This window comes from Micromonospora sp. NPDC050200 (assembly GCF_040656135.1).
Classification (GTDB): Bacteria; Actinomycetota; Actinomycetes; order Mycobacteriales; family Micromonosporaceae; genus Micromonospora.
On sequence record NZ_JBFALG010000077.1, the window covers coordinates 1 to 25292 of the forward strand.

Consider the following 25292-nt stretch of genomic DNA (forward strand, 5'->3'; position numbering starts at 1 on the left):
CTACCCGAGACCGCGTGGATCAACAAACCCGAAGACCAGCCAACTCACTCAACGAACCCCTGAACCAACCGCCCCGAAAAGGTTGACACCTTCCGAACCGCCTTGGCAGCTCGAACACGAGGTCAGCCCGCGCATCGGCGCAGCTCAACCCAGGCAACGTCACGGTCAAGCCGTGCAGGTTTGTCTCTAGCCGGGGGCACCAGGTCAGAGGCTTGATCAACGATCAGTTCCCTGCTTCGGGCTTCCGTGCCCGAAGAGCGCCGGCCGAGCTTGTCGAGATGCTGGGCGACCTCGGCGTCCCGCTGGTCGATCCGCAGGCGTAGTGGCGGGTAGTGACGCTGGCGTTGGTGTGCCCGAGCCGGCGCACCGCGACCAACACGCCGTGCGAGTCCGCCACCCGGCTTGCGTGAGTGGGCGGGTGGGCTCATCCACCGCGTCCGGCCGCAGAGATCTCCGACTCGCCCGGCACGCGCTGGCCGCGCGGCAAGACCCACGACGACGCGACGGCCGCTTGCTGCACCCGCTTGGCGCTTGAGTGATGTCCGATGCCGTTCGTCGTGGCTATGCTCACCAGCCGAAGACCGAGATATTCGGGGGTGGCCTGTGCGCGGGGTCCGCGTTGTCGGCTGCGCCACCGTGGTGGCTGTGTTGGGGCTGGGCGGTGGCGGCTGCGGCCGAGTGGAAGAAGTTGTGCGGCACACCGTCTCCTCCAGCGACTGCCACCCAGACCCGCAGACGGTCGCCGCCCTGGGAAGGGAGCCCGTGTTGATCCAGGCACCACGCGGCGCCACCCTCGCAGCGGTGAGCGAGACCCTCAGCTGCGGTTGGGAGGGTTCGGAGCCCCTCAACCTCGGAATGCTCGACCGCGACGTTGCCGGAGCTGGAGCCGCCGACGACGTGTCGCGCTTCTACGCAGACCTCGCCCGCTCCAGTGGCTGGCAGGCCCTTGGCCAGAGCATCGGAACCAGCATTTTCGACGCCTCGAAGCCGGACGGGACCGACTGCTCGTGGTCCCTGCAGGTACGGAACATCGCCGAGGGCGCCTACCACGTGCAGATCACCTACACGCCTCGGGACCTGCGGCCCACCTGCCTCTGACTCCGCTTCGAGGGCGCTCATCGTCACCGACCGTTGGCGACATCAGCCCGGCGCCGGCCGGCCTGGCGCTCGGGTCAGGGCAGCGGCAGGTTCGTCCCGCTCGGCATTGTGGAAGGGCGCCCACCGAGTAGCCCACCACCGCGCGCAAACTGGTCTGATCACGTTCATCGCTGCGGTCGAAGGCAGCGATGGGTGCGGCGGAGCAGTGCTCGCCGTTCTCGGCGCCGGCCTGCATGCGGGGGCCGGGACCGACCCCCGCAGGCACCGGTCAGACGGTCGCCGCGTACAGCCGCAACCCGCCCGGCCAGCCGCCGTCACTGGCGACCGCGTCCCGGACGCCCTCCCAGCCGGGTCCGTGTGCGTCGAGCCGGTCGTGGATCAGGTCGACGCGGGTGCCGGTGTCGGTGGGGGTGAAGGTGACAGTGACCCGGCTGCCGGCCGCGTCCGGCGGCGGGACCTTCCAGTCGGGGCCGATCAGCCAGGCGAACGCGAAGGTGCGCGGTGGGTCCCAGGTGAGGACCTTGCCCCAGGCGCAGACCTCGCCAGCGTCATTCTCCTCCCAGAGCCGTCCGCCGACGTGCGGGTCGACGCCGACCTGCTTGAGTTCGCCGGACAGCAGGTGGTGTGAGCGGTCCCACCAGCGGTCCATGCCGGTGGTGAAGACGGTGAAGGCGTGCTCGGGCGGGGCGGCGACCTCCACGCTGGTGCGTACGACGGTCGGTCCGGTGGTCTCGGTTGTCATGGTGTCTCCTCGGGCGCTTGCTCCGCGGCCTGCGCGAACGCGGCCAGGGCGTCGTTCCAGAACTGGTTGAAGTAGCCGCGTACGGCGGCCAGACCCTGCGGGTCGAGCGCGTAGACGCGGCGGGTGCCCACGGCGGTGGACGTGACGAGTCGGGCTTCCTTGAGGACCTTGAGGTGTTGCGAGACCGCGGGACGGCTGACCGGTAGGTCGGCCGCGATCTCGGCGACGGAACGGGGGCCGGCGGCGAGCCGTTCGAAGATGGACCGCCGGGTCGCGTCGCCCAGGGCGTCCAACATCCGCCCTTGGTAAGTGGCCACGAACGGTAAGTCTAGGCTTTCCGATGTCGCTGTCAAGCGAGCGACCCCTGGCGCGTTCGGCCATGGCGGGGTAGAAACAAGCTCTTCCCTGTTACGTCACTCCGGCTGCCCGCCGCGTCGCTCAGAGAGCGCTCTCACGTGCCGGGCAGCCCCACCACCGACAGGTAGGCCCATGACATCCCACCTCCAGCCGTCCCGTCGCCAGCTCCTCGCCCTCGCCGCCACCGCCGCCGCGGTCGGCCTCGCTCCCACGCCCGCCCTCGCCGCGCCGGCGCGCCCCGAGGACCGGGAGGACGAGCCCGACTTCGGCCCGAACGTCTTCGTCTACGACCCGAGCACCCCGGCCAGCGAGATCCAGTCCACCGTGGACCGCCTCTTCACCCGGCAGGAACACAACGAGATGGGAACCGACCGGTACGCGGTGCTCTTCAAGCCCGGCCGCTACGAGGTGAACGCCCGGCTGGGCTACTACACGACCGTGGCCGGCCTGGGCGAGCACCCGGACGACGTGGAGGTCCACGGCGCGGTACGCGTGATCGGCCAGCCCGACCCGAACTCGCAGGCCGGCATCTCCGCGCTGACCAACTTCTGGCGCTCGGCGGAAAACCTCTCCATCGCCCCCACCGACTGGTCGAACCAGTGGGCCGTATCCCAGGCGTCGCCGATGCGTCGAGTGCACGTCAAGGGCATCCTCTGGCTGGAGCCGGGCAACGGCGGCTACTCCAGCGGCGGCTTCATCGCCGACTCCAAGGTGGACGGCATCACCATCAACGGCTCCCAGCAGCAGTGGCTCACCCGGGACAGCGAGCTCGGCGGCGACTGGACCAACGGGGTGTGGAACCAGGTCTTCTCCGGCGTACTCGGCGCGCCCGCCCAGGGCTTCCCGAACCCGCCGTACACCACGCTGCCGACCAGCCCGGTGACCAGGGAGAAGCCGTACCTCTTCGTGGACGCCGCCGGCCGCTGGCGGGTCGCCGTGCCGGGCCTGCGCCACAACACCGCCGGCACCAGCTGGGCGACCGGCGGCGGGACGCCCCGCTCGCTGCCGCTGCGCGACTTCCTCATCGCCCGTCCGAGCCACGACGCCCAGCGGATCAACCGGGAGCTGGCGCGCGGCAAGCATCTGCTGCTCACCCCGGGCGTCTACCGTCCGGACCGCGCGCTGCGGGTCATCCACCCGGGCACCGTGGTGCTCGGCCTCGGCATGCCGAGCCTCGCCCCGACCGGCGGCGACGCCGCGCTGCGGGTAGCCGACGTCGACGGCGTACGCATCGCCGGCATCCTGGTCGACGCCGGCCAGACGGAGTCGGAGGTGCTGGTCCAGATCGGCCACCGGCACTCCCGCCGCAACCACGCCCACGACCCGATCTCGGTGCAGGACGTCTTCTTCCGCATCGGCGGCCCCTGGGTCGGCCGGGCCCGGACCAGCCTGGTGGTGGAGAGCAACCACACCCTGATCGACAACGTCTGGGCCTGGCGCGGCGACCACGGCAACGGCATCGGCTGGACGGCCAACACCGCCGGCACCGGCGTGATCGTCAACGGCGACGACGTGACCGCCTACGGGCTCTTCGTGGAGCACTACCAGCGCTACCAGACCATCTGGAACGGCGAACGCGGCCGGACGATCTTCTACCAGAGCGAGCTGCCCTACGACCCGCCGAGCCAGGCCGCCTGGACCAGCCCCACCGGCCGCGGCTGGGCGTCCTACAAGGTCGGCGACCGGGTACGCGAGCACGAGGCCTGGGGCCTGGGCGTCTACTCGTACTTCAACCAGCGTGTGGACATCCGCTGCGACCGGGCGATCGAGGTCCCCCGCCGCGCGGGGATCCGCTTCCACGACATGGTCACCGTCTTCCTCGACGGCAGTGGTGGCATCGAGAAGACCATCAATGAGGTCGGCACCCCGGTCGTCGGCAGCTACGGCACCAGCCCGGTGGTCAGCTACCCGTGACGACGACGCGCGGACGGCGGCCGGCGGGGGACCATCCCGCCGGCCGCCGCTCGCTCGCCGGTCAGCCGGCGAGCTGGTCCACGCGGGTGATCACCTGGTCGATCAGGCCGTAGTCGCGGGCCTGCTCGGCGGTGAACCAGCGGTCCCGGTCCCAGTCGCGCTGGATCTCATCCAGCGTGCGACCACTGTGCTGGGCGATCAGCTCCTGCATGGTCCGCTTCACGTGCAGCATGTTCTCGGCCTGGATGGTGATGTCGGCGGCGGTGCCGCCCATCCCGCCGGAGGGCTGGTGCATCATGATCCGCGAGTGGGGGAGCGCGAAGCGCTTGCCCGCCGCGCCGGCGCAGAGCAGGAACTGGCCCATCGACCCGGCGAAGCCGAGCGCCAGCGTGGCCACGTCGTTCGTGACGTACCGCATGGTGTCGTAGACGGCCATCCCCGCGCTCACCGAGCCGCCGGGCGAGTTGACGTAGAGGAAGATGTCCCGCTCGCTGTCCTCGGCGGCGAGCAGCAGGATCTGCGCGCAGATCTGGTTCGCCGTGGCGTCGGTGACCTCGGTGCCGAGGAAGACGATCCGTTCCCGCAGCAGCCGCTCGTACACCTGGTCACCGAAGGTCGGCTGACCGCCGTCCAGCATGCGCACGTCGTACCCGATCATCGCGACCGCCCTCCAGACTGCTGCCGGCGGGCGAGGAGCACCGCCCGGGAACCGGCGTCTCCAGCGTGCGCCCGGCGCTGGTCACGGCTCCAGGGTTTCTGCCGGCGGCAGATCCGCCGACGGCAGAACCGGGCCGGCCTACGCCGCGGTCAGCCGCCGCCGGCCCGCCCGGGCCCGTCGGCGGGCCAGCAGTCGGGAGGTACGCGGGCCGGGGCGCCCGGCCGGCGCGGAGGCGATCAGCCGGACCCGCAGGCCCACCCCGCCGACGGTCGACCCGACGGGCGACGCTGGACCGCCGACGTGCAGGATCGGCCCGCCCAGTCGCAGCACCGCCCCGGCCGCGTGCCGGAACGGGGTCGGGTCGGCGGACACGGGCGGCGCCGCCCCGGCCGGGTGGAAACCGATGCGGACCGTCGGGCCGGTGTCGGCACGGGCGGACGGCACCCGCTCCAGCCGGGCCAGGGCCGCCCGGGGCGCGGCGGGGATCCGCCGCTCAACCCGGCGCAGGTCGTCGCGGGCCTCTTCGAGCAGGTCGGACAGGTGGATGCCGAGGGCCCGGCAGATCGCGGCGAGCACCTCCGAGGAGGCCTCCTTGCGCCCGCGCTCCACCTCGGAGAGGTAGGGCAGCGACACCCCGGCCGCCTCGGCGACCTCGCGCAACGTGCGGCCCTGCTGCAGCCGTACCCGGCGCAGCACTCCGCCGATCACCCGTCGCAGCAACGACATCCGGGCCTCCTCGCGGTCGGCGTCTGCGGGACTCCCCCCCATCATGCCCGGCGCCGTTCCCGCGCACCCGCCCGGTTCGCCACCCCGGCGTGCGGATCATGCCCCAACCGCTATGTTGTGGGCGTGCAGGCGACCCAGGGGGAGCAGGACCGACGGTGATCCATTTCCCGGCGCAGCGGCGCGGCCCGCTGAGCACGTTGAGCCTCCGGCTGGCCGCCGCCGTGGGTCTGGTGCTCCTCACCATCGCGGTGGTCTACCTCGACCGGAACGGCTACCGCGACGTCAACGAGGACGGGATGACCCTGCTCGACTGCGCCTACTACACGGTGGTCACCCTCTCGACGACCGGATACGGCGACATCACCCCGTTCTCGCCGTCGGCCCGGCTGGTCAACGTCCTGTTCATCACCCCCGCCCGGGTGGTCTTTCTGATCATCCTGGTCGGCACCACCCTGGAAGTCCTGACCGACCAGTACCGGACCGGCCGTCGTCTGGTGCGATGGAGGAGAACCGTGAAGGACCACGTCATCATCTGCGGCTACGGCACCAAGGGCCGCAGCGCGGTCTCCGCCCTGCTGGAGAACGGCCTGGACAAGTCCCGGATCGTGGTGGTGGAACGTAGCGGCGCCGCGCTGCGGCAGGCCACCTCCGCCGGGCTGGTCGCCATCGAGGGCTCCGCGACCCGCTCGTCCGTGCTGGAGGAGGCGCACGTCCGCAACGCCAAGGCGGTGATCATCGCGACCGACAGCGACGACGCGTCGGTGCTGGTGGCGCTCACCGCGCGGCAGCTCACCGCCGGTCAGGTCCGGATCATCGCGGCGGTCCGGGAGGCGGAGAACGCCCCGCTGCTGCGGCAGAGCGGCGCCCACCACGTGATCGTCTCCTCGGCCACCGCCGGCCGGCTGCTGGGGCTGTCCACCTCGGCGCCGCCGCTGATCGACGTGGTGGAGGACCTGCTCACCCCCGGCCAGGGCATGGCGCTGGCGATGCGCTCGGCCGAGCGGCACGAGGTCGGCAAGTCACCGCGCGAGCTGGAGTCCCTGGTCATCGCGCTGGTCCGCCGCGGCAAGGTGGTCACCCTCGCGGACCGGGCCGGCGCGGTGATCGAGACCGGCGACATGCTCGTCCACGTCCGCGACGACCGCCCGACCGCCAGCACCCCCGCTCTCTGACTCCTCCCCGCTCCGCCCGTACCGGCACCGGTTTGGCGACTGGTGGTACAGATGCCGGGGTGGAAACCGTTGTCATGCTGCCCTCGCTCGCCGCCTCCGGCCGTACCTGGCGTCACCAGGTCGACGCGCTCGGCGGGGAATTCGCCGTGCTCACCCCGGAGCTGCCGGGACACGCCGGTGACCCCGGTCCCTTCACCCTGGCGCGGGCCACCGCCGAGGTGACCGACCTGCTCGACCGGACGCCCGGGCCGGTGCACCTGGTCGGACTCTCGCTCTCCGCCACGGTCGCCGTCCTGGCCTGCCTGGCCCGTCCGGGGCGGCTCGGCAGCCTGGTGCTCTCCGGTGGGATCGCCGCCCCACCACCTGGGCTGGCGGTGCAGCGGGCGGTCACCACACTCCTCCCGGAGCCGGTGCTGGCCCGGGGAGCAGCGCGCCTGCTCGCCCCCGCGCTGGCCGAGCGGCCGGAAGTCGAGCGGCACCGGCTGCTGGCCGAGGTGACGGAGGACTTCCGGGCCGCCGGACGCCGCACCTACCTGGACGCGCTGCGCCAGCTCGCCCGCGCCGACCTGCGCCCGCGCCTGGGTGAGGTGACCGCACCGACGCTGGTGCTCTGCGGCTCGCGGGACCGGGTCAACCTGCGCGGCGCCCGGGAGCTGGCGGCCGGCATCCCCGACGCCCGGCTGGAGATCGTCCCCGGGGTCGGGCACCTGTGGCAGCTGGAGCAGCCGGAGCTGTTCTCCCGGACGATCGCGGAGTTCGCCCGGGAGAACGCGGCCCGTCCCTAGCGGATCGTCCAGGTGTCGCCGCTGGCCAGCAGGCCGGCGAGCTGCTGCTCCGGGGTCTCGGTGACCTTCGCCTTCGCGGTTGCCACCTGCTCCTGCACCACGCTGTCGTACGACGGGCGGTCGACTGAGCGGAACACGCCGATGGGGGTGTTCCGCAGGTCGAGCCCGGGCAGCCGGGACAGCGCGAAGGCGTACGCCGGGTCGGTGACGCCTGCGTCGTGCACCACGATCTCCTCGGCCGGGGTGGCTGCGGTCTCCCGGACCTCCAGCCCGAAGCCGCCGGGCGGGTGGACGACGCAGAACTGCCCGTCCTTGCCGAACGTGATCGGCTGCCCGTGCTCCAGCCGAATCAGGAAGTCGTCCCGGGTGGCCGGCTCCTTGAGCTGGTCGAACGCGCCATCGTTGAAGATGTTGCAGTTCTGGTAGATCTCCACGAACGCGGAGCCCTGGTGCTCGGCGGCGGCCCGCAGCACCGACTGGAGGTGCTTGCGATCGGAGTCGATGGTCCGGCCGACGAAGGTGGCCTCCGCGCCCAGCGCCAGCGACAGCGGGTTGAACGGGGCGTCCGCCGAGCCGACCGGGGTCGACTTGGTGATCTTGCCGACCTCGGAGGTCGGCGAGTACTGCCCCTTGGTCAGACCGTAGATCCGGTTGTTGAACAGCAGGATCTTGAGGTTGACGTTGCGGCGCAGCGCGTGGATCAGGTGGTTGCCGCCGATCGACAGCGCGTCGCCGTCGCCGGTGACCACCCAGACCGACAGGTCCGGCCGGGTGACCGACAGGCCGGTGGCGATCGCCGGGGCGCGACCGTGGATCGAGTGCATCCCGTAGGTGTTCATGTAGTACGGGAAGCGCGACGAGCAGCCGATCCCGGACACGAAGACCGTGTTCTCCCGCGCGATGTTCAGCTCCGGCATGAACTGCTGGACGGCCGCCAGGATCGCGTAGTCACCGCAACCGGGGCACCAGCGCACCTCCTGGTCGGACTTGAAGTCCTTGGCGGTGAGCTTCAGGGCGACGGGCTCAGACATTCTTCAGGACCTCTTCCAGCGTCGTCTCCAGCTCGGCGGCGGTGAACGGCAGGCCGCGGACCTGGTTGTAGCCGATCGCGTCGACCAGGTACTTGGCCCGGATCACGTGGGCGAGCTGGCCGAGGTTCATCTCGGGGATGACCACCCGGTCGTAGGAGCGCAGCACCTCGCCGAGGTTGGCCGGCATCGGCGCCAGGTGGCGCAGGTGCGCCTGCGCGATCGGCAGGCCGCGCTGGCGCAGGCCCCGGCAGGCCGCGCCGATCGGCCCGTACGTCGAGCCCCAGCCGAGCACCAGCACCCGGGCGTCGCCGTCCGGGTCCTCCACCTCGACGTCCGGCACCGGGATCGTCTCGATCCGGGCCGCCCGGGTCCGCACCATGAAGTCGTGGTTCGCCGGGTCGTACGAGATGTCACCGGTCTTGTCGGCCTTCTCCAGGCCGCCGATGCGGTGCTCCAGCCCCGGCGTGCCCGGGATGGCCCACGGCCGGGCCAGGGTCTCCGGGTCGCGCAGGTAGGGCAGGAAGGTGGTGCCGTCCTCGCCGTTGGGCGTGGTGGCGAACTCGACCCGCAGGTCGGGCAGGGACTCCACGTCGGGCAGCAGCCACGGCTCGGAGCCGTTGGCGACGTAGTTGTCGGACAACAGGATCACCGGGGTGCGGTAGGTCAGCGCGATCCGGGCCGCCTCCAGCGCCGCGTGGAAGCAGTCGGCCGGCGACTTCGGCGCGATCACCGCGACCGGGGCCTCACCGTGCCGGCCGTGCAGCGCCATGTTCAGGTCGGCCTGCTCGGTCTTGGTGGGCATGCCGGTGGACGGCCCGGCCCGCTGCACGTCGACGATGACCAGTGGCAGCTCCAGCGCCACCGCGAGGGAGATCGTCTCGCTCTTGAGCGCCACACCGGGGCCGCTGGTGGTGGTGACGCCGAGCGAGCCGCCGTACGCGGCGCCCAGCGCGGCGCCGACCGCGGCGATCTCGTCCTCGGCCTGCATGGTGACCACGCCGAACCGCTTGTGCTTGCTCAGCTCGTGCAGGATGTCCGAGGCCGGGGTGATCGGGTACGCCCCGAGGAACACCGGCAGCCCGGAGCGGACGCCGGCGGCCACCAGGCCGAGGGAGAGCGCCGCGTTGCCGGTGATGTTCCGGTAGGTGCCCGGCAGCATCTTCGCCGGCTTCACCTCGTACCGGACGGAGAAGGAGTCGGTGGTCTCGCCGAAGTTCCAGCCGGCCCGGAAGGCGGCCACGTTCGCGGCGACCAGCTCGGGGCGGGCGGCGAACTTGCGCTCCAGGAAGCGCAGCGTCGAGTTGTACGGCCGGGAGTACATCCAGGAGAGCAGGCCCAGGGCGAACATGTTCTTCGCCCGCTCGGCGTCCTTCTTGGACACGGCCTGCTCGGCGAGCGCGCCGACCGTCATCGACGTCAGCGCCACCGGGTGCACCACGTAGCCGGCTAGCGAGTCGTCGTCCAGCGGGCTGACCTGGTAGCCCACCTTGGCCAGGTTGCGCTTGGTGAACTCGTCGGTGTTGACGATGATGTCCGCGCCGCGGGGCAGGTCGGCCAGGTTGGCCTTGAGCGCCGCCGGGTTCATCGCCACCAGCACGTTCGGCGCGTCGCCGGGAGTGAGGATGTCGTAGTCGGCGAAGTGCACCTGGAAGCTCGACACGCCGGGCAGCGTGCCTGCGGGTGCCCGGATCTCGGCCGGGAAGTTGGGCAACGTGGAGATGTCGTTGCCCAGTTGCGCCGTCTCCGAGGTGAACCGGTCGCCGGTCAACTGCATGCCGTCGCCGGAGTCGCCGGCGAACCGGATGACCACCCGGTCCAGTTGACGGATCTGCTTGGTCACGCCTGCACCTCGCTTCGCTCAGCCCCGTCGCACGGGCGGCTGAACCTGATGGTGACCCCGCCTTGCCCCGCCACGTGACCTCCTTGACGCGCCGCTGCGCCGATCCGCCCGTGGCTGGTCCGGCCCGCTGTTGATTCTCACCCCAGAGCCTACGTCGAGCCGTTAGGGCATCCTTGGTGGAGGTCCGACGAGTAGGAACAAATCCGAAGACGATTCGTCCGGTTATGAGCCGTTTCGGGTTGGTCGCCGTAATCGAGATCACCGTCGGCTGCCCTTACCGGGCCCGCCCGCTCAGTCGGATGCCGGATTCGCCGACGGATCCGGCACCGGTCCGCTCAGCCGGCGCCGCAACGACGTGGTGGCCAGCACGAGCGCCAGCACCACCAGCAGCCCGGAGACCGCGATCAGGGTGACCGCCGTCCGCCGCGCCGAGGTGATCCCGGTCCGGTCGGAGGTCTGACCGGCCGCGGCGATCACGCCCTGCGAGCCCGTCGGAGCCGGGGTCGCCACCGGCGGGGTGGCCAGCGCCGCCGCCGCGGTGATCCGGAAGCTCATCTGCAGCTGCCGGGTCCGGCCGTTGCGCGGGTCGAGCTGACCGACCACCGCCCCGGCCAGTGGCGCCTCGTGCTGGGCCTGCGGGGTGGCCGCGACCGGCAGGCGCAGGGTGACCGTACGGCCCGCCGGCACCGTGCCGGCGTCGCAGCGGGTACGCGTCGGCGAGACCACCTCGCAGCCGGTCGCGGACAGCACGCTGACCCCGGCGGGCAGCGCCACCTCGACCCGACCCGCCGCGTTCACCCGGCCGGTGTTGCCCAGCCGGACGCTCAGCTCGGCGGGGCCTCCGCTGATGTCGAAGGCCACCTCGTCGGCGTCGAGGCTCATCCCGGGCGCCGGCGGGCCGGGCGGGAAGAGGACCGCGAAGCCCTCGTTGTCCTCGACCGTGCCGGCCGTCCCCGCGCCGGTCGCGATGGCCCGCACCGAGCCGCTCAGCGGCATCTTTCGCCACGCCTCGCCGTCGACCCGGACCCGGATGAGGCTGGTGAACCTCGCGCCCGGGGCGGCGGCCCACGCGCCGCAGTGCCACTTCCCGCCGCCGACGGCGGCGCAGCCCGGGGTCCCCGCGTCGGTCAGCCCGGCGGGCAGGGTGTAGCCGAGGTGGACCCGCGCGGCGGCGGTCCCGGTGTTGGCGATGGTGACCCGCAGCGTGGTGGTGGTGCTCCGGGCGGCCCAGTAGGACGGGCCGAGCGCGATGTCCCGGGTGGTGACCTGCACGCCGAGCCCGTCGCTGTCCTGCTGGCTCGGCACGGGACCGGCCGGGGGTGTCGGCCGGCCGCCGCCACCCGGAGCGGGCGGCGGCGAGGCGGGCGCGGTGGTGGCCGGCGCGGCGGTGGTGGGGGCGGCCGTCGACGGCGCGGCCGTGGTCGGCGTCGGCGCCGGGGTGGTCGGACCGGGGTCGGGGGGCAGGGTCGGCGGCGCGGTGGTCGGCAGCGGCTGGGTCGGGGTCGACTCGACCGGAGGCGTGGTCCCCTCCGCCGGCTCGCCCCCCGCCGTCGCCGCACCGGTGGCCTCGGCGGTGCCGACCCGCGCGACCACGGGGCCCGCCGTGGCCAGGCCCGGCCCGACCGCGAGCGCGGCCGCCAACCCGGCCGCCAGCGACGCCGTGACCAGCGAAGAGGTACCCCAGGCGAGCGCCCGCCGACCGGGGCGTACGTCCACGCGGGCCATCTGTCCTCCGTCAGACCGGTTGAGGTTTCATTATTCGGTAACAGTTGCCGGAGAGCACTAGTCCCACTGGAAAACAAATCCGTAACGTGTTCGGTACGGCTCCAGGTCCGATCGGACTGGGCCCGCGCCCGGTAGGCTGACCCACCGTGACCGGTTACCTGGGCTCATACGCGACGCTCGGGCTCCTGCTGCTCGCCAGTGCTCTCTTCTTCGTTACGGCGTTCTCGGCCAACCGGGTGTTACGTCCTGGCCGTCCGGCTGATCCCTGGGGCAAGCGGACCAGCTACGAGTGCGGCCTTGACCCGGTCGGCGGGGACTGGGCGCAGATGCAGATCCGCTACTACGTCTACGCGTACCTCTACGTGCTCTTCGCGGTCGAGGCGGTCTTCCTCTTCCCGTGGGCGCTGGTCTTCGACCGCCCCGGCTTCGGCCTGCTCACGGTCGCCGAGATGGGCATCTTCGTGGCCGTGGTGGCCCTCGGCATCCTCTACGCCTGGCGCAAGAACATCCTCCGCTGGACCTGACACCCCCTCCCCGGGGCCAGGGGCGCGGGGCGAGGAGCGGTCAGGCGAGGCCGCGGCGGGTGAGGGTCGGCGGGCGGTCGCCGCGGATCGAGGCGACCATGTCCAGCACCCGGCGGGTGGGGCGGACCTGGTGGGCGCGGAAGACCCGGGCACCGAGCCAGGCCGAGACGGCGGTCGCGGCGAGCGTGCCCTCCAGGCGCTCCGGCACCGGCAGGTCCAGCGTCTCGCCGATGAAGTCCTTGTTCGACAACGCCACCAGCAGCGGCCAGCCGGTGCCGGTCAGCTCGTCGAGCCGGCGAGTGATCTCCAACGAGTGCCGGGTGTTCTTGCCGAAGTCGTGCGCCGGGTCGATCAGGATGCCGTCGGGGCGTACCCCCAGGGCCACCGCACGCTCGGCGAGCCCGGTCACCGTCGTGACCACGTCGGTGACCACGTCGTCGAAGGCGGCCCGGTGCGGCCGGGTACGCGGGGCCAGGCCACCGGCGTGCGAGCAGACCAGCCCGGCCCCGGTCCGCGCGGCCACCCGGGCGAGCGCCGGGTCGGCGCCGGACCAGGTGTCGTTGAGCAGGTCCGCGCCGGCCGCCACCGCCTCCACCGCGACCTCGGCCCGCCAGGTGTCGATCGAGATCACCACGTCGGGGAAGGCGGCCCGGACGGCCGCGATGGTGTCCACCGTCCGCCGGATCTCCTCGACGACGTCGACCTCGTCGCCGGGGCCGGCCTTGACCCCGCCGATGTCGATGATCTCCGCGCCCTCGGTCACCGCGCGCTCCACCGCCCGCAACGCGCTGTCCTGCGCAAAGGTCGCACCCCGGTCGAAGAACGAGTCCGGCGTGCGGTTGACGATCGCCATCACCACCAGCTCACCCGGTGCGAACGTCCGCCCACCGAGCCGCAGCGCCCCGGCCATCCCGCCTCCCGCCCGTCACCGGCCGGATCACCCGGCCGCTGCCGACGCTATCCGGTCGACCGGCACGCCGCCGGGCCGGTACGCCACCAGGGGATCCGGACGCCTGCGGTGGTTGGGGTCGCTCGGGGGGCGGTTGCCGTGCCACGATCTGTCCATGGGTCAGGTTCTGCTCGTACTGGTCATCGCGTTGACCGTGGCCGCGGTGGTGTTCGGGGTGACCGTGCTGGTCTCCGGGCGGGATGCCGGCCTGGCGCCCGCCGAGCCGGACGGCCGGGCCGTACCGTTGCCGGGCAGCCGCCCACTGCGCGAAACGGACGTCGGCGAGGTCCGCTTCGACACCGCGCTGCGCGGCTACCGGATGGCCCAGGTCGACCAGGCGATGCGCCGTGCCGCCTACGACATCGGCTACAAGGCCGAGCTGATCGGCGTGCTGGAAGCCGAGGTCGCGGCGCTGCGCGAGGGCCGGGTCGCGGACGCCGACGCCCTGCGCCAGGCCCGTGAGGCGGCAGCCGGCGGCTCCCCGGCCAGCGACACCACCCCCGGGTACGCCGGCCCCGCCGCCACCCCGGCGGACGGGACCGCCGACGCGCCGCGCGACGTCCAGGTGGCCGCGGCGGATGCCGACGTCCCGCCGACCACGCGGGACGACACCCGGCCGACCGACGCCGACCTGCCGACGCCCGACGACGCCGACCGCCCCGCACCGCGAGACGCCGACGCCGCACCGGCCCTGCGCACCGCCGCCCTCGACACCGGGGCCCGGCCCGACGCGTCCGGCGACGGCGACGCCACGCCGACCCTGCGCACCGCCGCCGCGGACACCGACGCCCGGACCGACGCCGCCGGCGTCGACGACCCGGACACCGACCCGGACACCGACCCGGCCGGCGGGCGGCCCGGGGACAGGGTCCGCTCGGAGTCGGTGTGACCGGCCCGGAGGGCGCGGACGACCTGCGTGAGGCGGCGCAGCCCGGCGCCGGCGAGTTCACCGCCACGGTGATCGTCGACGCCCCCGCCGACCGGGTCTTCACCGCGCTCACCGACTGGGAGCGGCAGTCCGACTGGATCCCGTTCACCACCGTCCGCGTCGTCGAGGGCGACGGCGGGGAGGGCACCCTGGTCGAGGCGGTCACCACGCTCGGGCCGGCGGTGCTGCGCGACGAGATGCGGGTGGTGCGGGTCGACGCGCCGTACGAGGTCGGCGTCGTGCACTGCGGCCCGCTGCTGCGCGGCCCCGGGGTGCTGCGCTGCACCCCGCTGGCCGGGGACCGCACCCAGGTGGTCTGGCACGAGTGGTTCCATCTGCCCGGCGGGACGGCCGGACGGGTGGCCTGGCCGCTGCTCTGGCCGGGTTCCAAGGCGGGGCTGACCCTGGCGCTGAAGAGGTTCGCCCGGCTGGTCGAGCAGGGCCGGCTGCCCTGACCCCGCCGGGCTGTCGGGGCCCTGCCCTACCGTGTACGCCGTGACTGACCTGGTGACCGGCCCCGACGGGCTGACCCGCTGCGCCTGGGGGTCGAGCACCCCGGACTACGCCGCCTACCACGACACCGAGTGGGGCCGGCCGCTGCGCGGCGACGACGCGCTCTACGAGCGGCTGACGCTGGAGGCGTTCCAGTCCGGCCTGTCCTGGCTGACCATCCTGCGCAAGCGGCCCGCGTTCCGGCTGGCCTTCGACGAGTTCCGCATCGAGCGGGTCGCCGGCTACGGCGAGGCCGACGTGGCCCGGCTGCTCGCCGACGCGGGGATCGTCCGCAACCGCGCCAAGATCGAGGCGGCGGTGGCCAACGCGCGGGCCGCGCTGGAGCTGCCCGACGGGCTCTCCCCGCTGCTCTGGTCGTACGCGCCGCCGCCCAGGGCCGCCCGGCCGGAGTCGTTCGCCCAGGTGCCCGCCCTGACGCCGGAGTCCACCGCGCTGGCCAAGGCGCTCAAGAAGCGCGGCTTCCGCTTCGTCGGCCCCACCACGGCGTACGCGCTGATGCAGGCCACCGGCATGGTCGACGACCACCTCGCCGGCTGCCACGTGGTCCTCGCCGGGGCGGCCCGTGATTCGATGGCGGCATGACCGCGACCGACCACCGCACCGGCGGGACCGACGTCGGCGGGCCGGCGGAGGGCGCCTGGGCGGTGCTCCTGCCGGCCGGCCGTCTCGACGCCGAACGCCTCGTCCACCACGACACCCTGGAGCTGCCCGCCCCGGCCGGGGAGCCCCGGCCGCGCCCCGGTGACCCGGTGGCGGTGCTGGTGGACGAGCCGCCCCGGCTGGTGGCCCTGGGCCGGGTCGCCCTCGCGGGCGACGGCACGCTGGTGGTGACGTACACCCGGCGGGCCTTCGACGAGCCGGCGCCGGCCGACCAGGTGTGGGTCGCCGGGCCGGTGACCCCGCTGGACGCCGGGGTCTACCGCGAGCTGGCCGACCGGCTCGGCCCGCCGCCGCTGCGCCGCACCTGGCTGGTCAGCCTGGACCTCCCGATCGAGGCGGACTCCCGGGCCGAGGCGGTCCGGCTCTTCTGGTCGTACGTGCAGGAGCTCGGCCCGGCCGAGCTGCCCGCGTTCGTCTCCCCCTCCGGCGACGAGCTGGCCATGCAGGCGTTCGTGCTGGGCGCCGAGGCCAACCAGGACCCGGAGGAGGACGACTAGCCCGCACCCCGCCGGGTAAGGCAGCCCGGCGAGCGCCGGCGGCCGGCCGGCCCGGGTGGGGGAGGGCCGATGCGGTTCCAGGACAGGGTCGCGTTCGTCACCGGCGCCGCCTCCGGGCTGGGCGAGGCCGCCGCCCGGCGTTTCGCGGGCGAAGGTGCCCGGCTCGTGATCGCCGACATCGACGCCGAGGGCGCCCAGCGGGTCGCCGGCAGCCTCCCCGACGCGGTGGCGGTCACCGTCGACACCGGCGACGCCGCCGCCGTCGAGCGGGGCGTCGCGGAGGCGATGGGGCACTACGGCCGGATCGACATCATCTTCAACAACGCCGGCATCGACGGCCGGCAGCAGCCGCTGCACGAGATGGACGTGGCGAACTGGCAGCAGGTCCGCCGGGTCAACGGCGACGGCGTCTTCCACGTGCTCCGGTACGGCATCGAGGCGATGCTGCGCGGCGGCGGGGGCGCCATCGTCAACACCTCGTCCACGACCGGGCTGGCCGCCCAGGAGAACATCTCTCCGTACACGTTCACCAAGGCCGGTATCGTCGGCCTGACCCGGTCGGCGGCGGTGGAGTACGCGGCCCGAGGCATCCGGGTCAACGCGATCGCCCCCACGGTGGTGATGACCCCGCTGGTGGCGCACTTCATCGACAGCGCGCCCGATCCGGGCGAGATGCGGGCCCGGATGGAGTCGTTCAACCCGAAGCCGGGCATCCCCACCCCGGACGACGTCGCCGGGGTGGTGGCCTTCCTCTGCTCCGACGACGCGGCCTGGATCACCGGCCACACCATCCCCGTCGACGGCGGCTACACCGCCCGCTGACCACCGGGCAGGTCATGATCGACGGCGGGTCAGTGGCCCTCGAAGGTGGGCTTGCGCTTCTCGACGAAGGCCATCGTGGCGGCCTTGTGGTCGGCCGTGGCGCCGCAGATCGCCTGGGCCTGCGCCTCGGCGGCGAGGGCGTCGGCGAGGGTGCCGGCGTCGGCGATGGAGAGCTGGCGCTTGATCGCCCCGTACGCGACGGTCGGGCCGGCGGCGAGCCGGGCGGCCAGCTCCTGAGCGGTCGGCAGCACCTGCTCGTCGTCGTCGACCAGCTTGGTGAGCAGGCCCAGCCGGCAGGCCTCCTCGGCGCCGACCGGCTCGGCGAGCATCAGCAGCTCGACGGCCTTGGCGTGGCCGACCAGCCGGGGCAGCGTCCAGGAGGCGCCGGTGTCGGCGGCCAGCCCCACCCCGGCGAAGGCCATCAGGAACTTCGTCTTCGGGCCGCCGACCCGGAAGTCGGCGAGGAACGCCAGCGAGGCGCCCGCCCCGGCGGCCATCCCGCGCACCGCGGCCACCACCGGCTTGGGCAGGCTGGCCAGCCGGGCGGCGATCGGGTTGTAGTGCGCCGGCACGGTGTCCAGTGGGTTTCCGGTGGTCGACTGGAGGGTCTGCACGTGCTCGCGCAGGTCCTGGCCGGCGCTGAACTGCCCGCCCGCGCCGGCCAGCACCACGGCCCGGCAGGAGCGGTCGGCCTCCAGCTCGGCCAGGATGTCCCGCAGCGCCTCCTTGAGTGCCACGTCGAACGAGTTCATCGCCGTGGGGCGGTTCAGCGTCAGGGTGACCACGGCGTCGGTGCGGTCGACGAGCAGCGGCTCGATCACGTTTCTAACGACCCTTCTGTCGGGCGGTGCGGTTGCTGACGTCGAGGCACTGCTCGACGTACCGGTCGGCGGCCGGCCGCAGCCGGGCCGCGTGCCGGTCGAAGAAACCGGCCGCGGCGGTGCCCGACCAGCGCTCCGGTAGCAGCGCCGGGGGCAGCTGCGGGTCCCGGAACAGGAAGGTACGCCACGCGTGCACCAGCCGGAACCGGGCCGCGTACGCCTCCTCGTCGCCGCTGCGCACGGTCACCCCCGCCAGCAGCGGCCGCTGCTCGGCCACGAACCGCTCGTACGCACGCCCGATCTCGCTGAGATCCCAGGCCCGGCGGACCACCCCCATCGCGCCCGGCGTGCCGGCGGCGTGGGCGGCGGTGAACCGCTCGTAGCGCACCCCCGCCTCCTCCAGGAGCAGGTCCACGTCCTCGTTGGCCCGGGTCGCCACCCAGGTGTGCTCATCGAGGGTGCCGTAGCCCAGGAAGCTCAGGTTGGCGGCGAGCCGCTGCCGGTCCCGCCGGGCCGTCGGGGTCTGGAGCACCAGCAGGTCGAACCGGCCGTCCCAGCTGACCCGGCCGGTGCGGTAGATCCGGGCGGCCGCCTCGTCGAGTCGTCGAGCGGCCCTCGGTGTGATCGAATATCCCGGCCCGCTCGCCAGCCGGAGCGGGTCGAGCCAGCCCTGACGGACCATCCGGGAGACCGCGGTGCGCACGGCCGGGGGCGCGATCCCGAGCGGCGCCAGCAGCTTGACCAGGGCGGCGACCGGTGCGCGGCCACCCCTCGGCCGGAGGTGGTCGCCGTACAGGTCGAAGAGTGCCGACCGTGCCTGCATGACCGCACATTGTGACAGGCCTTCTCAAGATAAGCTAGATGCTGTTACATCAATGCTGCCTCGGTTTGGGTCCGGCGGTGTTCATCAGGGAAAATCGTTGGTCGACACCCCCGCGTACCTTGCGGGTGGTCGTGACGAAGTGGCTGTGGGGCAACCCACCGACCCTGATACAGGTCTGAGGGGAGACAACATGGCGGCGATGAAGCCGCGGACGGGCGACGGTCCGCTGGAAGTCACCAAGGAGGGCCGGGGCATCGTCATGCGGGTCCCGCTGGAGGGCGGTGGCCGGCTCGTCGTCGAGATGACTCCCGACGAGGCCAACGCGCTCGGTGACGCGCTGAAGGCGGCCGCCGGCTGATCGACCGACAAGCCGCGCGGCGACGCGCGGGTGGTTCGTCGTATCCCTGAGCCACCGGTAACACCGGTGGCTCAGGGTCTTCACCTGTCGTACGCGGGCGTCCAGGCCCGCACCACGATCCTTCCCGGAGGTACGTCCAGCGTGCTCGCCATCCGCCTGTCAGCCGGTCCCGACCGGCTCGACACCCTCGTCCTGCCCGTCCGCGCCGCGGCCACGGCCGACGGGGGCGACACCCCGGCGACGCTGGCCCCGACCGGGCCGGCCCTGCCCGACGAGGTGCTGGCGGAGGCGACCGCCCTGCTGCCGGCCACCCGGCTGACCGGCCGGGCCGGCGAGACGTACCCGCACCTGCGCCCGTCCCGCACCCCCGCCCGGCTGCTGCTGCTCGGCGTCGGCGACGGCGCCGAAGGGGCCTGGCGGGCCGCCGGGGCGGCGCTGGCCCGGGCCGGCACGGATGAGACACACATCACCTTCGCGGTGCCCGCCGGCACCACTGCGGCGGCGGTCCGCGCCCTCGCGGAGGGGCTGCTGCTCGCCTCGTACCGGTTCCGGATGACCGAGGCGGGCGACTCGCCCGCGCTGACCGAGGTCGACCTGCTGGTCGACGACCCCGACGCGTACCGCGACGCGGTCGAGGCGGCCATCGCCACCGCCCGGATGACCCGGCTCGCCCGGGACCTCACCAACACCCCCTCCTCGGTGAAGAACCCGCAGTGGTTCGCCGCGCAGGTCGAGGCCGCCGCGGTCGAGCACCCCGACCTGCACCTGCGGGTACGCGGCCCCGCGGAACTGGCGGCCGAGGGCTTCGGCGGCATCCTCGCCGTCGGCGGCGGCTCGGCCAGCGCGCCCCGCCTGGTCGAGCTGGACTGGCGGCCCGCCGACGCCCGCACCCACGTGGTGCTGGTCGGCAAGGGGATCACCTTCGACACCGGCGGCATCTCGATCAAGCCGGTGCCGGCCATGAAGCTGATGCGCAAGGACATGGCCGGCGCCGCCGCCGTGGTCGCGGCGACGCTGGGCGCGGCGGCGCTGCGGCTGCCGGTCCGGGTCACCACGCTCGCCCCGCTGGCGGAGAACATGGTCAGCGGGTCCGCGTTCCGCCCCGGCGACATCGTCCGCCACTACGGCGGCCTGACCAGCGAGACCACCAACTCCGACGCCGAGGGCCGGCTGGTCCTCGCCGACGCGCTGGCGTACGCCGCGCGGGAGCTCAAGCCGGACCTGCTGATCGACCTGGCCACCCTGACCGGCGCCAACGCGGTCGCGCTCGGCAAGCGCACCGGTGCCCTCTACAGCGAGAACGACCAGCTCGCCGCCGACCTGCTGGCCGCCGTCGACGCCGCCGGTGAGGCCGCCTGGCGGATGCCGCTGCCCGCCGACTACGTCGAGCACCTCGGCAGCGACCTGGCGGACCTGCACAGCTCGCCCAACGTGGGCGCCGGCTCGGTGACCGCCGCGCTCTACCTGCGCGAGTTCACCGGCGACCTGCGCGACCGCTGGCTGCACATCGACATGTCCGCGCCGTCCTGGGCCGACGGCGACGACGCCGAGCTGACCCGGGGCGCGACCGGCTGGGGCGTACGCGGGCTGCTGCGCTGGCTGGCGACGCTGGACTGAACCGGCGGTCCCGCCCGGCGCGCGGCGGACGCCGGGCCGGGCGGTCAGCGGCGGGTCAGCACTTCACCGCGGCGAGCAGGCCGTGCCCCACCGGCAGCAGCGCCGGGATCCAGTGCTCGGACTCCCGCAACGCCTTGATCGTCTCGCGGACGGTCACCGTCTCGGCGTCCCGCGCGGCCGGGTCACCGATCCGCCCGCCGGCCAGCGTGCCGTTGAGGGCCAGCACCCCGCCGGGCCGCAGCAGCCGCAGCGCGGCGTCCACGTACGCGGCGAAACCGGTCGCCTCGGCGTCGACGAACACCAGGTCGTACGCGCCGTCGGCGAGCCGGGGCAGCACGTCCAGCGCGCGGCCGGTGATGATCCGGGTACGCCCCGACGGAAAACCGGCCTCGACGAAGATGCGCCGGGCGATCCGCTGGTGCTCGATCTCCAGGTCGATGGTGGTGAGCACCCCGTCGGCCCGCATCCCGCGCAGCAGCCAGACCCCGCTGACCCCGGTGCCGGTGCCGATCTCCACCACCGCCCGGGCGCTGCCGGCCGCGGCGAGCAGACGCAGCGCCGCCCCGGCCCCGGGCGTCACCGCCTCGAGGCCCACCTCGCGGGCGAGGCTGCGGGCGGTCCGCAGCACGAGGTCCTCGCCGACGTACGACTCGGCGAACTGCAGCGCCTGCGCCGTCGGAGTGCCGGAATTGGCGACCGTGGCGATGGGACACCTCCGGGCGGCGGGAGTGGTGCGAGGGGCGGGTTGGCGGTATGAGCCTAGAGGCGAGGCTTCCGTCGCGCAGCCGCGCCGTCCGCCGATGACGATCACGCCCGGCAGAAGCTGATGCCATTCGGCCCATCCGTGCAATCCTGGAACCGGTATCCCTCGTTTCGCGACGGCCGCCGCACCACGCGGCACGGGGGATGCGGGGACGGACTGGGAGGCACCGACGTGACCGACGGCTGGGACTGGCGCCAGCCCGGTGGGACTCCGGCACCGGCGGGACCGCCGGCCGGGGCGACGCCGGTGGGACCCCCGACGGCGCCGTACGGCGTCACGGGCGGCACCACATCGCCCTGGTGGTCCGACGCGCTCGCCGACCCGTGGCGTGACCCGTACGCGCCCGCCGCCGTGGTGATCCCGGGCTCGCCCGCCGCCGGGCCCGCGCCGGAGCCGGTGAGCGACCCGGACGCCCCGGGCCGGCCGAAGCTGCGCCAACTGCTGCTCGTCCCGCTGATCACCGCCCTGCTCGCCGGAACCCTCGGCGGCGCCCTCGGGTACGCCTTCGCGGTCCGTGGCGGCGCCGGTGGCGGGGTGACGCTCGGCGCCCGACCGGCCGAGGCACCGGGGTTGGCCCAGCGCCGCCCCGACTCGCTGGCCGGGGTCGCCGAGAAGGTCCTGCCCAGCGTGGTGACCGTACGGGTGGCCAGTCTGGGCGGGGTCAGCGAGGGCTCGGGCTTCATCGTCAGCGCCGACGGGCACGTGATCACCAACGACCACGTGGTCGCCGGCGCCACCGGCCGGGCCTCGGTGATCTTCAACGACGGCAGCACCGCCCCGGCCACCGTCGTCGGCCAGGACCCGGAGTCGGACATCGCGGTGATCAAGGTGAGCCGCACCGGGCTGCGCCCGGTGGAGTTCGGCGACTCCGACGCGCTGGCGGTGGGCGACCCGGTGCTCGCCATCGGCTCACCGCTCTCGCTGGCCAACACGGTCACGGCGGGCATCATCAGCGCCCTGGACCGGACCATGCAGGCCGGGGAGCCCGGCGGCCCGGTGCGCTACTACGCGGCGATCCAGACCGACGCGGCGGTCAACCACGGCAACTCCGGCGGCCCACTGGTGGATTCGGCCGGCCGGGTGATCGGGGTCAACTCCACGATCAAGTCACTGGTCGCCGAGGGCCAGGAGGCGGGCAACATCGGGCTCGCCTTCGCCATCCCGATCAACCAGGCCAAGCGGATCACCCAGGACATCATCGGCACCGGCAAGGCCCGCCGTACGGTGATCGGCGCGCAGGTGGGCGGCACCGGCACGGCCACCGGCGGCGCCGGCGTACGGCTGGCGGCCGTGGAGCCGTCCGGGCCGGCGGCCGGCGCGGGGCTGAAGGCCGGGGACGTGATCCTCAAGCTGAACGGCCGCCCGATGACCGAACCGACCGATCTGATCGCGCTGGTCCGCAAGTTCGCCCCGGGCTCGGTGGTGACCGTGGAGTACCGGCGCGGGTCGTCCCGGCAGAACATCTCCGTGACGCTCGCCGCAGACGCCAAGTGAGGACCGGTCACCCCCTCCCGGCCAGGCGCCCGACGTGCGTAGTCTTGCCTTGACGCCGACGAGGAGGCCCAGCAGTGCTCGACAACCTGAACTGGTGGGAGATCGGTGCGCTGCTGCTCCTGGCGCTGCTGATCTTCGGTGACCGGCTGCCCAACGTCATCAACGACGGTCTGCGGATGGTCCGCAACCTGCGCGGCATGGCCCGCAACGCGACCGGCGACCTGAGCCGTGAGCTGGGCACCGACATCCAACTGGAGGACCTGCACCCGAAGGCCTTCATCCGCAAGCACCTGCTCAGCGAGGAAGACGAGCAGGCGATCCGGAAGCCTTTGCAGGGCGTCTACGACAACCTGCGGGCGGACGTGACCGGCGTGCACAACCAGCTCAAGGACGTCGCCGACGCCGCCGACCCGCGCGGCAAGAGCAGCCGCCCGTCCACCGCCACCGGCGGCGCTCCCGCCCCGGCCCCCCGTCCCAGCTACGACGACGCCACCTGACGCCCTCTTCCTGCCCTCCCTCGCCCTCTTGTTCGTCAGGTGGCACCTGCCCCCACCCGTCTTCCGCTGATCTCCGAGGGAAGGCCGGGCTGTGGGGCGGACCCCACGTCTATCGGGTGGGGCGAAGAACGCCGTTCGCCGTGTACCGCTCGCCGTGGTCGCCTTGAAGATTGGCTTGCAGGTCCTCGGCGATGGTTCCGAACTCGTGGTAGGCATCGCCGCCGAAGTGGCCCTTGATCTCGATGGCACCTTCGAACCAGGCCAGCGAAACCAGGCTTCCATCGGTGCAGGTGTACTCGTAGACGGGCGGGTCCCAGCCGAGCCATCCGCCTACGCTGAACGTGGAGTTGCTCTCCGCCCTTTCACGCAGAACTCGTTGCCGTCCGGATCGGCCAGCACGACGGCGCCGTCCTCGCCGACCTCGAGCCGAGTGACCCCGAGGGAGACCAGCCGGTCGACCTCCGCTTGCTGGTCGCCACCGGCCGGGGCGAGGTCGAAGCGCTGCCGGTTCCTCACCTCTTTCGGGGCCACGGGCGGGCCTCCCCACGCGACCTTTGTGCCGCCGTGCGGTGACTGGATCGCGGTCTCCTGGTCCTGGTCCCACACCAGCGGCCAGCCCAGCGCCTCGCTCCAGAAGAGGCCGACCTCCCGGGTGCCGTCGCAGGCGAGCTCCCCGAGCAAGCCGCACCCGGCGAGGAAGGCGTTGCCCGGCTCGATCACGCAGAACTCGTTGCCCTCGGGGTCGGCCAGGACGACGTGCCCCTCCTCGGGGCGCTGCCCGACGTCGAGGTGGCCGGCGCCGAGCCCCAGCGCCGTCGCCACCGTGTGCTGCTGGTCGTCGTGGCTGGCGCTGGTCAGGTGGAGGTGCATGCGGTTCGGCCCCACCTTCTCCGCGCGGCTCGGGACGAACCGGAGGCTGAGCTGGCCGTCTTCGCCGGGCAGGAGCGCGCCACCGGCGTCCTCGACGACCTCCCGGCCGAGCATGCCGGCCCAGAACTGCGCCAGGCGGGCCGCGTTGTGCGCATCGAAGGTCACCGTCAGCAGTCGCGAGATCATCACTTCACAGTAGGCAGGGGCCAGCAGGGCAACAAGGTGATTAGCCGGGCCGGACGTATCGCGAGTGGCGCAGGGCGGGTGTTGACAGTCGCGCGCCAGATCTCCGCTGAGCAGCCGATCACAGGACCACAGAGCCCGGCCTGTCACGCCTGTGTGGCCAGCCACTCCTCCAACTCGCACACATACTGCGGCGCCCACTTCGGGGTCCAGCGGAGGAAGTAGACGCTCATCGACAATGCGTGGACAGCGTGACCGAGCCGAACCCTGGACTCCCAGTCATCCGGCAGTGCGCACACCTCGTCGTAGGCGTCGAGAAACACTGCTCGCCCCTCGGGAAACTCGTTGAAAATGTGCTCGTCAAGCTTGCCGAAGTCCAGGACACGGTCCGAGTAGCGCCCGTGCTCGAAATCGAGCAGGCAGGCAATCCGTCCCTCGCGGAGGACCACGTTCGGGCGCCACAGGTCTCCATGGGTCAGCGACGGTGCGCCATCGAGGGGCACGGCGTCGACGGCGCGATGAATCGCTGCGGACAGGCCGTCGCGTCCGATCGAGGTGATGTCCTCCGGTGCCTGGGCCAGCCGGGAGTCGACGAGGGTGTGCAGGAATGCCCGGATGTCCGGGTACTTTTCGGTGCCGAGCACGTCACCGAACCACGGGCCAGAGCAGGAGTGGATCCGGCCCACAAGTTGGCCCAGATCGCTGGCGAACGTCATACGTTGGGTGGAGTCCATGGCCTCCCACGCCTCATCGGCGGGCGTGCCGTCCTGGTACTCCTGCACGAGCAGCGGTGCCCCAAGGGCCGCGCTTTCGGGCACGAAGGCGCGGAACGGAACTTGTCAAGGCCGGTGAGGCCAGCGGGTGTTACGCCGCTTGTGGCATTGGTTGATCGTCGGCTGCTGGTTCGGGTGGGTTGATCCAGACG

At 73.0% G+C, this 25292-nt stretch carries 26 protein-coding genes and 1 pseudogene; 14 read left to right on the top strand and 13 right to left on the bottom strand.

Annotation, left to right across the window (positions count from 1 at the left end):
- The first annotated feature begins 801 nt into the window (after positions 1 to 801).
- Entirely contained in the window at positions 802 to 1098 is a 297-nt protein-coding gene (locus AB0I41_RS30985) for a hypothetical protein (RefSeq protein ID WP_357114166.1), read from the top strand.
- Between the two features lie 268 nt (positions 1099 to 1366).
- On the opposite strand, the gene AB0I41_RS30990 is transcribed toward AB0I41_RS30985, so the two are convergent.
- On the bottom strand, positions 1367 to 1840 hold the full coding sequence (locus tag AB0I41_RS30990) for an SRPBCC family protein (protein WP_357114167.1): 474 nt from the start codon (positions 1838 to 1840) through the stop codon (positions 1367 to 1369).
- Positions 1837 to 2157: a metalloregulator ArsR/SmtB family transcription factor gene (locus AB0I41_RS30995; protein WP_357114168.1), complete on the bottom strand. Its 321-nt coding sequence runs from the start codon at positions 2155 to 2157 to the stop codon at positions 1837 to 1839. The genes AB0I41_RS30990 and AB0I41_RS30995 overlap by 4 nt, the downstream gene beginning before the upstream one ends.
- Before the next feature lie 172 nt (positions 2158 to 2329).
- Between AB0I41_RS30995 and AB0I41_RS31000 the strand changes: the two genes are divergently transcribed.
- Positions 2330 to 4111 carry an adenylyl cyclase gene (locus AB0I41_RS31000; RefSeq protein WP_357114169.1) on the top strand — a complete coding sequence of 594 codons (1782 nt, stop codon included), beginning with the start codon at positions 2330 to 2332 and terminating at the stop codon, positions 4109 to 4111.
- Positions 4112 to 4172: 61 nt separating this feature from the next.
- Here AB0I41_RS31000 and AB0I41_RS31005 read toward each other — a convergent pair whose 3' ends face one another.
- Both AB0I41_RS31005 and AB0I41_RS31010 read right to left on the bottom strand, forming a co-directional pair.
- Positions 4173 to 4769, bottom strand: coding sequence for an ATP-dependent Clp protease proteolytic subunit (locus tag AB0I41_RS31005; protein WP_357114171.1), 597 nt, complete (start codon positions 4767 to 4769; stop codon positions 4173 to 4175).
- 138 nt (positions 4770 to 4907) lie between these two features.
- Positions 4908 to 5495 carry a helix-turn-helix transcriptional regulator gene (locus AB0I41_RS31010; RefSeq protein WP_357114173.1) on the bottom strand — a complete coding sequence of 196 codons (588 nt, stop codon included), beginning with the start codon at positions 5493 to 5495 and terminating at the stop codon, positions 4908 to 4910.
- A 155-nt stretch (positions 5496 to 5650) separates the two neighbouring features.
- On the opposite strand from AB0I41_RS31010, the gene AB0I41_RS31015 reads away from it, so the two are divergent.
- Both AB0I41_RS31015 and AB0I41_RS31020 read left to right on the top strand, forming a co-directional pair.
- A complete protein-coding gene (locus tag AB0I41_RS31015) occupies positions 5651 to 6667 on the top strand; it encodes a potassium channel family protein (RefSeq protein ID WP_357114174.1) in 1017 nt (338 codons plus the stop codon).
- Positions 6668 to 6726: 59 nt separating this feature from the next.
- Positions 6727 to 7452 (top strand): alpha/beta hydrolase, encoded by a 726-nt coding sequence (locus AB0I41_RS31020; protein ID WP_357114175.1) that lies wholly within the window; start codon positions 6727 to 6729, stop codon positions 7450 to 7452.
- Here the strand turns inward: AB0I41_RS31020 and AB0I41_RS31025 are convergent.
- The 3 genes from AB0I41_RS31025 to AB0I41_RS31035 all read right to left on the bottom strand — a co-directional run bounded on the left by AB0I41_RS31025 (position 7449) and on the right by AB0I41_RS31035 (position 12048).
- On the bottom strand, positions 7449 to 8483 hold the full coding sequence (locus AB0I41_RS31025) for a 2-oxoacid:ferredoxin oxidoreductase subunit beta (RefSeq protein ID WP_357114177.1): 1035 nt from the start codon (positions 8481 to 8483) through the stop codon (positions 7449 to 7451). The two genes, AB0I41_RS31020 and AB0I41_RS31025, sit on opposite strands and share 4 nt — an antisense overlap.
- On the bottom strand, positions 8476 to 10323 hold the full coding sequence (locus AB0I41_RS31030) for a 2-oxoacid:acceptor oxidoreductase subunit alpha (RefSeq protein ID WP_357114178.1): 1848 nt from the start codon (positions 10321 to 10323) through the stop codon (positions 8476 to 8478). The genes AB0I41_RS31025 and AB0I41_RS31030 overlap by 8 nt, the downstream gene beginning before the upstream one ends.
- A gap of 291 nt (positions 10324 to 10614) precedes the next feature.
- A complete protein-coding gene (locus AB0I41_RS31035) occupies positions 10615 to 12048 on the bottom strand; it encodes a hypothetical protein (protein WP_357114179.1) in 1434 nt (477 codons plus the stop codon).
- 146 nt (positions 12049 to 12194) lie between these two features.
- On the opposite strand from AB0I41_RS31035, the gene ndhC reads away from it, so the two are divergent.
- Entirely contained in the window at positions 12195 to 12572 is a 378-nt protein-coding gene (gene ndhC, locus AB0I41_RS31040) for an NADH-quinone oxidoreductase subunit A (RefSeq protein ID WP_357114181.1), read from the top strand.
- Positions 12573 to 12612: 40 nt separating this feature from the next.
- On the opposite strand, the gene folP is transcribed toward ndhC, so the two are convergent.
- Positions 12613 to 13482, bottom strand: coding sequence for a dihydropteroate synthase (folP, locus tag AB0I41_RS31045; protein ID WP_357114183.1), 870 nt, complete (start codon positions 13480 to 13482; stop codon positions 12613 to 12615).
- Between the two features lie 154 nt (positions 13483 to 13636).
- On the opposite strand from folP, the pseudogene AB0I41_RS31050 reads away from it, so the two are divergent.
- The 5 genes and pseudogenes from AB0I41_RS31050 to AB0I41_RS31070 form a co-directional block, all read left to right on the top strand.
- A pseudogene (locus tag AB0I41_RS31050) lies at positions 13637 to 13996 on the top strand (DivIVA domain-containing protein); the annotation flags it as partial.
- Between the two features lie 410 nt (positions 13997 to 14406).
- Entirely contained in the window at positions 14407 to 14904 is a 498-nt protein-coding gene (locus tag AB0I41_RS31055; RefSeq protein ID WP_357114184.1) for an SRPBCC family protein, read from the top strand.
- 40 nt (positions 14905 to 14944) lie between these two features.
- Positions 14945 to 15544: a DNA-3-methyladenine glycosylase I gene (locus AB0I41_RS31060; protein WP_357114185.1), complete on the top strand. Its 600-nt coding sequence runs from the start codon at positions 14945 to 14947 to the stop codon at positions 15542 to 15544.
- A complete protein-coding gene (locus tag AB0I41_RS31065) occupies positions 15541 to 16119 on the top strand; it encodes a hypothetical protein (protein WP_357114187.1) in 579 nt (192 codons plus the stop codon). The genes AB0I41_RS31060 and AB0I41_RS31065 overlap by 4 nt, the downstream gene beginning before the upstream one ends.
- Positions 16120 to 16188: 69 nt before the next feature.
- The gene (locus tag AB0I41_RS31070; RefSeq protein ID WP_357114189.1) at positions 16189 to 16941 is read left to right on the top strand and encodes an SDR family oxidoreductase; all 753 of its coding nucleotides are present in this window, start codon (positions 16189 to 16191) and stop codon (positions 16939 to 16941) included.
- A 29-nt stretch (positions 16942 to 16970) separates the two neighbouring features.
- Here the strand turns inward: AB0I41_RS31070 and AB0I41_RS31075 are convergent, their stop codons facing one another.
- Together AB0I41_RS31075 and AB0I41_RS31080 are read right to left on the bottom strand one after the other, a co-directional pair.
- Positions 16971 to 17762 carry an enoyl-CoA hydratase-related protein gene (locus AB0I41_RS31075; protein WP_357114190.1) on the bottom strand — a complete coding sequence of 264 codons (792 nt, stop codon included), beginning with the start codon at positions 17760 to 17762 and terminating at the stop codon, positions 16971 to 16973.
- Between the two features lie 4 nt (positions 17763 to 17766).
- Complete coding sequence (locus AB0I41_RS31080) at positions 17767 to 18585, bottom strand: PaaX family transcriptional regulator C-terminal domain-containing protein (RefSeq protein WP_357114191.1); 819 nt, start codon at positions 18583 to 18585, stop codon at positions 17767 to 17769.
- A 190-nt stretch (positions 18586 to 18775) separates the two neighbouring features.
- Here AB0I41_RS31080 and AB0I41_RS31085 point away from each other — a divergent pair, with 190 nt between their 5' ends.
- Together AB0I41_RS31085 and AB0I41_RS31090 are read left to right on the top strand one after the other, a co-directional pair.
- Complete coding sequence (locus AB0I41_RS31085) at positions 18776 to 18943, top strand: DUF3117 domain-containing protein (RefSeq protein WP_007455245.1); 168 nt, start codon at positions 18776 to 18778, stop codon at positions 18941 to 18943.
- A gap of 141 nt (positions 18944 to 19084) precedes the next feature.
- The gene (locus AB0I41_RS31090; protein WP_357114198.1) at positions 19085 to 20560 is read left to right on the top strand and encodes a leucyl aminopeptidase family protein; all 1476 of its coding nucleotides are present in this window, start codon (positions 19085 to 19087) and stop codon (positions 20558 to 20560) included.
- Positions 20561 to 20615: 55 nt separating this feature from the next.
- On the opposite strand, the gene AB0I41_RS31095 is transcribed toward AB0I41_RS31090, so the two are convergent.
- Positions 20616 to 21224, bottom strand: coding sequence for an O-methyltransferase (locus AB0I41_RS31095; protein ID WP_357114200.1), 609 nt, complete (start codon positions 21222 to 21224; stop codon positions 20616 to 20618).
- Positions 21225 to 21479: 255 nt separating this feature from the next.
- Here AB0I41_RS31095 and AB0I41_RS31100 point away from each other — a divergent pair, with 255 nt between their 5' ends.
- Both AB0I41_RS31100 and AB0I41_RS31105 read left to right on the top strand, forming a co-directional pair.
- Positions 21480 to 22817, top strand: coding sequence for a trypsin-like peptidase domain-containing protein (locus AB0I41_RS31100; RefSeq protein WP_357114202.1), 1338 nt, complete (start codon positions 21480 to 21482; stop codon positions 22815 to 22817).
- Between the two features lie 74 nt (positions 22818 to 22891).
- Positions 22892 to 23314 (top strand): preprotein translocase subunit TatB, encoded by a 423-nt coding sequence (locus AB0I41_RS31105; RefSeq protein WP_357114193.1) that lies wholly within the window; start codon positions 22892 to 22894, stop codon positions 23312 to 23314.
- Between the two features lie 330 nt (positions 23315 to 23644).
- Here the strand turns inward: AB0I41_RS31105 and AB0I41_RS31110 are convergent, their stop codons facing one another.
- Entirely contained in the window at positions 23645 to 24370 is a 726-nt protein-coding gene (locus tag AB0I41_RS31110; protein ID WP_357114195.1) for a VOC family protein, read from the bottom strand.
- A 143-nt stretch (positions 24371 to 24513) separates the two neighbouring features.
- Complete coding sequence (locus AB0I41_RS31115; protein ID WP_357114197.1) at positions 24514 to 25185, bottom strand: aminoglycoside phosphotransferase family protein; 672 nt, start codon at positions 25183 to 25185, stop codon at positions 24514 to 24516.
- Positions 25186 to 25292 lie beyond the last annotated feature (107 nt).

Coding starts and splice junctions, on each gene's coding strand:
- AB0I41_RS30990 (WP_357114167.1), bottom strand. CDS start 1,840: ATGACAACCGAGACCACCGGACCGACCGTCGTACGCACCAGCGTGGAG.
- AB0I41_RS31000 (WP_357114169.1), top strand. CDS start 2,330: ATGACATCCCACCTCCAGCCGTCCCGTCGCCAGCTCCTCGCCCTCGCC.
- AB0I41_RS31005 (WP_357114171.1), bottom strand. CDS start 4,769: ATGATCGGGTACGACGTGCGCATGCTGGACGGCGGTCAGCCGACCTTC.
- AB0I41_RS31010 (WP_357114173.1), bottom strand. CDS start 5,495: ATGTCGTTGCTGCGACGGGTGATCGGCGGAGTGCTGCGCCGGGTACGG.
- AB0I41_RS31025 (WP_357114177.1), bottom strand. CDS start 8,483: ATGTCTGAGCCCGTCGCCCTGAAGCTCACCGCCAAGGACTTCAAGTCC.
- AB0I41_RS31035 (WP_357114179.1), bottom strand. CDS start 12,048: ATGGCCCGCGTGGACGTACGCCCCGGTCGGCGGGCGCTCGCCTGGGGT.
- folP (WP_357114183.1), bottom strand. CDS start 13,482: ATGGCCGGGGCGCTGCGGCTCGGTGGGCGGACGTTCGCACCGGGTGAG.
- AB0I41_RS31065 (WP_357114187.1), top strand. CDS start 15,541: ATGACCGCGACCGACCACCGCACCGGCGGGACCGACGTCGGCGGGCCG.
- AB0I41_RS31070 (WP_357114189.1), top strand. CDS start 16,189: ATGCGGTTCCAGGACAGGGTCGCGTTCGTCACCGGCGCCGCCTCCGGG.
- AB0I41_RS31080 (WP_357114191.1), bottom strand. CDS start 18,585: ATGCAGGCACGGTCGGCACTCTTCGACCTGTACGGCGACCACCTCCGG.
- AB0I41_RS31085 (WP_007455245.1), top strand. CDS start 18,776: ATGGCGGCGATGAAGCCGCGGACGGGCGACGGTCCGCTGGAAGTCACC.
- AB0I41_RS31110 (WP_357114195.1), bottom strand. CDS start 24,370: ATGATCTCGCGACTGCTGACGGTGACCTTCGATGCGCACAACGCGGCC.